Source organism: Mycobacterium sp. (assembly GCF_044370595.1).
Classification (GTDB): Bacteria; Actinomycetota; Actinomycetes; order Mycobacteriales; family Mycobacteriaceae; genus Mycobacterium.
Window position 1 is genome coordinate 1 of the sequence record NZ_JBILVF010000214.1, and the last position, 4217, is coordinate 4217.

At 67.1% G+C, this 4217-nt stretch carries 5 protein-coding genes; 1 reads left to right on the plus strand and 4 read right to left on the minus strand.

Annotated features, from left to right (window positions below; all coding sequences use genetic code 11):
* Positions 1-104: 104 nt before the first annotated feature.
* The 4 genes from ipdC to echA20 are packed head-to-tail and all read right to left on the minus strand — an operon-like array spanning position 105 to position 3578.
* A complete protein-coding gene (gene ipdC / locus ADBZ5N_RS17645; RefSeq protein WP_526259692.1) occupies positions 105-1175 on the minus strand; it encodes a (3aS,4S,5R,7aS)-5-hydroxy-7a-methyl-1-oxo-octahydro-1H-indene-4-carboxyl-CoA dehydrogenase in 1071 nt (356 codons plus the stop codon).
* A complete protein-coding gene (gene ipdB, locus ADBZ5N_RS17650) occupies positions 1172-1918 on the minus strand; it encodes a cholesterol ring-cleaving hydrolase subunit IpdB (RefSeq protein WP_526259694.1) in 747 nt (248 codons plus the stop codon). The genes ipdC and ipdB overlap by 4 nt, the downstream gene beginning before the upstream one ends.
* Positions 1915-2796, minus strand: coding sequence for a cholesterol ring-cleaving hydrolase subunit IpdA (gene ipdA, locus ADBZ5N_RS17655; protein WP_526259696.1), 882 nt, complete (start codon positions 2794-2796; stop codon positions 1915-1917). The genes ipdB and ipdA overlap by 4 nt, the downstream gene beginning before the upstream one ends.
* Positions 2793-3578 carry a (7aS)-7a-methyl-1,5-dioxo-2,3,5,6,7,7a-hexahydro-1H-indene-carboxyl-CoA hydrolase gene (gene echA20 / locus ADBZ5N_RS17660; protein ID WP_526259698.1) on the minus strand — a complete coding sequence of 262 codons (786 nt, stop codon included), beginning with the start codon at positions 3576-3578 and terminating at the stop codon, positions 2793-2795. Before echA20 ends, ipdA begins: the two co-directional genes overlap by 4 nt.
* Positions 3579-3637: 59 nt before the next feature.
* On the opposite strand from echA20, the gene ADBZ5N_RS17665 reads away from it, so the two are divergent.
* A partial coding sequence (locus tag ADBZ5N_RS17665) for an SDR family oxidoreductase (protein WP_526259700.1) occupies positions 3638-4217 on the plus strand: 580 nt, incomplete at its 3' end.

A 4217-nucleotide genomic window follows, 5' to 3' on the forward strand; every position in this document is an offset into this window, starting at 1 on the left:
TCATTCCCCCCCGGTGATCGTCCCCCGGTGATCGTCCCCCGGTGATCGTCCCCCGGTGATCGTCCCCCGGTGATCGTCCCCCGGTGATCGTCCCCCGCCCAACTCTAGGCCTCGATATGGGATACCGCCGACTGCAGATGTTTGACCGCTTCGGCGACGATGCTGTCGATCAGTTCGGCACAGGAGGGCAGGTCGTCGATGATGCCGGCCACTTGGCCGGACGCCAGTACCCCGGCGTTGGTGTTCCCGTCCACCAGACCGGCCTTCAGCAGCATCGGGGTATTGGCGGCCATCACCACCTGCGACCAGGTGAGGTCCTTGCCGTGCCGCATGGCCAGGCCGTCGCGGACCATCGACGCCCAGCTCATCTGGGACATCTTCTTGAACTTGGCGGCATTGAGCATCGCTGCGGTGAAACCTCTGACACGCGAGCCGCTTTCGAGCTTCTCCACCAGCCCGGTACGCAACACCCGGTGCGGGATGCCGTCCACCCGGGTCGAGACGACCGTTCCGTCGAGGGCGGCCTGAAGATACCGCTGCTTGACCGCATCCGGGACGGTGGAGTCGCTGGTCAGCAGAAACCGGGTGCCCATCGCGACCCCGGCGGCCCCGTAGGATAGTGCTGCGGCCAAACCCCGGCCGTCGAAGAAGCCGCCCGCGGCCACCACGGGGATGTCGGTGCCCTCGAGCGCGTCGAGCACCGAAGGCAGCAGCAGTGTGGTTGGCACCGGCCCGGTGTGTCCGCCGCCCTCCCCGCCCTGCACGATCACCGCATCGGCGCCCCACGCCGCGACCTTGCGGGCGTGCTTGGCGGCTCCCACCGAGGGAACCACCACCGAGCCGGCCTCTTTGAGTCGGGAGATGAGTTCCGGTTTGGGGGCCAGCGCGAACGACGCCACTTTGACGCCCTCGCGGATCATGAGTTCCACCCGGTCGCCGGCGTCGGCGGCGTCGGCCCGGATGTTGACCCCGAACGGTTTGTCGGTGGCCGCTTTGACTTTGGCGATAGCTTCGGCGAGTTCGTCGACCGTCATCGTCGCCGACGCCAGGATGCCCAGACCGCCGGCGTTCGCGGTGGCCGAGACCAGCCGGGCACCGGCCACCCAGCCCATGCCGGTTTGGACCACCGGGTGTTCGATTCCGACTAGACGGGTAAGAGCGGTATGGATTCTCATAGCTTGACCTCTTTGTCGCGCAATGCCTTCGGATCAATCCGGTGGATGATCTCCAATTCCTCACCCGTCGCAAGACGGGTGGGTTCGGCCGTGTCCAGGCCGGAAATCTCGAATGAGGTGTTGGCGCACACCTCCTCAGGTGTCACGCCGGGATGCAGCGAGACCGCTCGCATGGTGTGGTCGGGGCCACCGAAGTCGAACACCCCCAGGTTGCTCACTACCCGGTGGACATCGACGAAGCGGTACGCGGGGTTGTCGGGATCGACTTTGTCCCAACCGATTCCGGAGACCACGTCAACCCGGTCGCAGAACACCCGTTTGGAGTGGTTGCCCACCCAGTAGCTGGTGGCATGGTTGACGGTGTTGCCGGGCGCACCCCGTACCCCGAACATCTGCCGGGTCGGGTGCTGCAGCGGACCGAACGCCGACAGGTTCTGGTTGCCGTAGCGGTCGATTTGGTTGGCGCCCATCACGACATGGCGGCGCCCCCAGGCCAGCGTCTCGAAGACGCGGCCGAACGGCATCCAGCCCTCGACGGCCCCGGATTGCCCGATGGCCGGGGTGTCGGCGAGAAGCTGCGCCTCGCCGTCGGTGAGCAGGATGTCGGGGGCGAACGTCAGCCGGGCCAGCCGAGCTCCGACGGAGGCGACGGTGGTCATCGGGCTGACCATGATCTCGCCGGCGTCGCGGAACAGTTCGGCGCACGCGACGACGCAGACCTCTGCACGGCTGACGGTGATCATGAGTGCTCCCGGTCGGAGAAACTGCGCACCGCCGCTTGGTAGTCCGCCTCACTGCCGGACAGGAAGGTCGCGACGAACTCTGCCCAGCCGGCCTCATCGTCGGCGGCCTGGGCGTAGTGGCGCTGGAACGTCTCGTCGCGTCCGTAGTCCGGCGCCGCGGTGGTGAAGTGGGCACCGTTGGGTGCTTCGACGACCGCGTCGACCATCATGCGGTTGACCAGCAATGCCTGCGCTGGGACGGCTTTGACGAGCTCTTCGGTCGGCACCACCCGCTCCACCGACAGGTAGCGGCGGTCGGCGGCCATCAGGAAGAGGTCGTCGAAGTAGGGATCGATACCCGTGTAGGCGGCGTTGCCGTGCCGGTCGCCGAGATTGAGGTGGACGAACGCCACATCCAGACGTAGGGCCGGCATCGCGATCAGTTCCTCGTGACCCGGGCCGGTCGGGTACGGGGAGCGCACGGTCTTCAACTCCCCTTCCCAGAAGTCGGGCACCGAACTGCCCAGACCGGCACGGGTGGGCAGGAAGGGAAGCCGCTGCGCGGCAGCCTGTAATCCACAGCGCAGCATCCCCTCGTCCATCTCGCGGGCCACGATCGCCCCGGTGGTGCGGGCCCGGGAGAACCACGGGTCGTAGAACGGCGGCGAGTCCAGGGACACGAAGCCGTAGTAGACCTTGGCCACCTTGCCCGCCGAGCACAGCAGGCCGAGGTCGGGGCCCCCGTAGGTGACCACGGTCAGGTCGGTGGCTTTCGTGCGCAGTAGGGCGCGGACGAACGCCATGGGCTTGCGTCGTGAGCCCCAGCCACCGATGCCGATGGTCATTCCGCTCTCGATGCCTGCGACCGCGTCGTCGAGGGTGGTCCGCTTATCCCTCATCGGTGTGCAGCCCTCGACGACTCATGCGAGTCGTGTGACTTCTTCGTGCCCGCGAAATCATCACGCAGTTCATCGGACACCCCGGACAGGTTCAGCTCGAAGGTGAAGCCCTGCTCCATCCGATAGCTGGAGTTGACCCGTTGGACGTCAATGAGATTCAGCGCCTCCTTGGCGGCCCGGATCACCCGGGTGTCCTTGGCCGCGATATCCCGGGCCACCCGAAGGGCGGCCTCGTCGAGTTCCGGCCGCGGCACCACCTCGTGGACCGAACCGAACTGGTGAAGCGTGGCGGCGTCGACTGTCGCCGCGGTGAAGAACAACCGCCGCATCATGTGCTGGGGCACCAGCCGGGAGAGATGGGTGGCAGCGCCGAGTGCCCCGCGCTCCACCTCGGGCAGACCGAAAACCGCATCGTCGGACGCCACGATCACATCGGCATTGCCCACCAGGCCGATTCCGCCACCCACGCAGAAACCGTTGACCGCGGCGACAACCGGAACCTCGCACTCGTAGACGGCTTTGAACGCCGCATAGCAACCCCGGTTCGCGTCGATCAGTGCGGTGAACCCGGTGGTGCGCTGCATCTCCTTGATGTCCACGCCGGCGTTGAACCCGCGGCCCTCGGCGCGCAGGATCACCACGTGGGTGGCGTGGTCGCGCCCGGCCGCGGTGATGGTGTCGGCCAGTTCGAACCAGCCTCGCGACGGGATCGCGTTGACCGGCGGGTAGTCGACGGTTACCGCGACGATGCCGGGTTCGACGGTGGACGACGTGATCGTCATGGGACTCCTGGCGGCCGGTCACGAAACCTAAGCAAGCACTTGCTTGGTACGCTAGCACAGTGGTAGGCCCGCTAAACCTCGGTCTCGACGGCCGGATCGTGCTGGTGACCGGCGGGGTGCGGGGCGTGGGCGCCGGTGTCAGCGGCGTCTTCGCCGCACAGGGCGCCACCGTCGTCACCTGCGCACGCCGCGCGGTCGAGGGCTCACCGTATGAGTTCCACCCGTGCGACGTTCGGGAACCAGACTCGGTATCCGCGCTGATCGACACGATCGTGGACCGGCATCACCGACTGGACGTGGTGGTCAACAACGCCGGCGGAGCCCCCTACGCCCTGGCCGCCGAAGCGTCGCCACGATTCCATCAGAAGGTCGTCGAACTCAATCTGCTGGGAATGCTGTACGTCTCGCTGGCCGCCAACGCCGTCATGCAGCGTCAGGACAGCGGAGGCTCGATCATCTCGATCTCCAGTGTCAGCGGACGCCGTCCCTCACCGGGGACCGCCGCGTACGGGGCGGCGAAGGCCGGAGTGGACAGCCTGACGGCGACTTTGGCGGTGGAGTGGGCACCCAAGGTGCGGGTCAATGCGGTGGCGGCCGGCATGGTGGCCACCGAGCAGGCGGAGTTGTTCTACGGGGACA